The sequence below is a fragment of the Streptococcus sp. HSISS2 genome (assembly GCF_000448665.1).
Classification (GTDB): domain Bacteria; phylum Bacillota; class Bacilli; order Lactobacillales; family Streptococcaceae; genus Streptococcus; species Streptococcus raffinosi.
The window spans coordinates 1,536,310-1,537,876 of sequence record NZ_CM002133.1 but is presented as its reverse complement, the minus strand read 5'-3'; the positions used below and the strand labels follow the sequence as shown (position 1 = coordinate 1,537,876).

3 protein-coding genes are annotated in these 1,567 nt (G+C 38.4%); 1 reads left to right on the top strand and 2 read right to left on the bottom strand.

The features are described from left to right. Nucleotides 1-120: 120 nt before the first annotated feature. Together HSISS2_RS06870 and HSISS2_RS06865 are read right to left on the bottom strand one after the other, a co-directional pair. Nucleotides 121-471, bottom strand: a complete 351-nt coding sequence (locus HSISS2_RS06870; protein WP_021146045.1) for a helix-turn-helix domain-containing protein — start codon at nucleotides 469-471, stop codon at nucleotides 121-123. Nucleotides 472-872: 401 nt separating this feature from the next. After that, the gene (locus HSISS2_RS06865; protein WP_000970295.1) at nucleotides 873-965 is read right to left on the bottom strand and encodes a type I toxin-antitoxin system Fst family toxin; all 93 of its coding nucleotides are present in this window, start codon (nucleotides 963-965) and stop codon (nucleotides 873-875) included. Nucleotides 966-1,075: 110 nt separating this feature from the next. On the opposite strand from HSISS2_RS06865, the gene HSISS2_RS06860 reads away from it, so the two are divergent. Then, nucleotides 1,076-1,285: a helix-turn-helix domain-containing protein gene (locus tag HSISS2_RS06860; protein WP_021146044.1), complete on the top strand. Its 210-nt coding sequence runs from the start codon at nucleotides 1,076-1,078 to the stop codon at nucleotides 1,283-1,285. Nucleotides 1,286-1,567 lie beyond the last annotated feature (282 nt).

Below are 1,567 nucleotides of genomic sequence, written 5' to 3'. Positions count from 1 at the left end.
CCTCTGCATTAGAGTCTGATTCACTGTTTTCATTAACCAATTTTGTGACCAACCCCCGATTTTTCTGAGCGAGTAGAGAGTTAACTAAATTTGTGTCCAGATAGATTATTTCTTTCATCCTCAATCTCCCTTGCTGCTCATATAACCCGCAATGATGCCACGGATAGCCCGCTTATCATCATCAGTCAGTGGTTTGCCGTCGAACATCATGGCGTTAGCTATGATTTCGTCGATGTCGTCTGGACCTTGGTCTGCCTCGGTGGCTATCCGTGGGTTGTCGGTTCTGCCCAGAAGGTAGTCGGTAGACACGCCGAAGTAGTCGGCGATTTGTTGTAGGCGGTCAGCTGATGGCTGATTCCTTTTCAACCCGTACAAAGAATTTTTGCCTAGTTTTAGCTTATCTTCTAAAGTATTTAGCGAAATCCCTTGTTTTTCACATAAATCTTTTACGATTTCAAAAGTAGAAAACATTGATTTATCAGCCTTTCTAAGACATGACAAAAAATATTTTACAAAATACGCAAAAAAATAGTTGACATCATTTTGCGTTTACGCTAAAATAGTTTTTGTAAGTTAATGAGTTAGTAAAAAACGGAGTTAAAACTTATCTAAAAATAAAATAGCTTTGGCGAGCAAGAAAATTGATAGATATAAGGTTTTATCAAGGTTTTTAATTATGCCTTCATTTTAGCAGATACGCTAAAAACTGTCAAGCATTTTATAAAATAATTTACTAACCTTTTAACTTTGTCCATTGACAATTGAATAGAGCATGTGAGATAATATAGGGGAATTAAGGATTAGTTCTATATCATGGACTAGAAAAGACCCCAGGCTAACTTCCACATTAAGCTTGGGGTCTTTTTTTGACACTATTTGTCCTTGTTCAGCCATTTGTCGGCTAAACGAAGAACGACACCGACCACAATTGGTCCGATGATAGTTTTAAGGATTAGTTCCATCATGGGCTATCTCACCTCCTTTCGTAGGCGGTGTAGAAGTGCCGTAAAATATTATATCGCATGCTCTATCAATTTGATAGGGCATTTTTATTTTTCAAAAAGGAGGAGGTCGCATGAGTCAACAACATCTTAAATGGATTGAGCTTGTAAAAGAGCGGATTGAGAAGCGTGGATGGTCGCAGACGGATTTGGCTATCGTCGTAGGCGTTACCCCATCAGCCATCACGCAACTTTTTAAAGACGGCAAAGGAAGTGATGACTTGAAGCTTCGCATTAACAAGAAATTGCGAATCAACGAGTCGTGGGAAAAATTTGAGGACTAGAAAGGAACAAACATGAAACCAAAACGATATCCATATAGTGGACAAAAAAAGCGCCTACCAAAAGTGGTAAACGCTAATGAAGCTTTAGAGATTGTAATGAATACTATTGATTCTTGTGCTCTTGAACATATGAATCATAAGCTCTTAGAATCTCACAAGTTGTATTGAATGCGATAGCGCTTGAAATAGCAACAACTTCACTATCAAGCTCAATACCGTTGTCAACAAGTGATTTCAAAGATTCGCTAACAGATTCGTTGATACCGCTTCGAATTTCTGGGT

What these genes read in the sequence shown, in the direction of transcription:
- HSISS2_RS06860 (WP_021146044.1), top strand. Translation starts at nt 1,076, where the DNA reads ATGAGTCAACAACATCTTAAATGGATTGAGCTTGTAAAAGAGCGGATT.
- HSISS2_RS06870 (WP_021146045.1), bottom strand. Translation starts at nt 471, where the DNA reads ATGTTTTCTACTTTTGAAATCGTAAAAGATTTATGTGAAAAACAAGGG.
- HSISS2_RS06865 (WP_000970295.1), bottom strand. Translation starts at nt 965, where the DNA reads ATGATGGAACTAATCCTTAAAACTATCATCGGACCAATTGTGGTCGGT.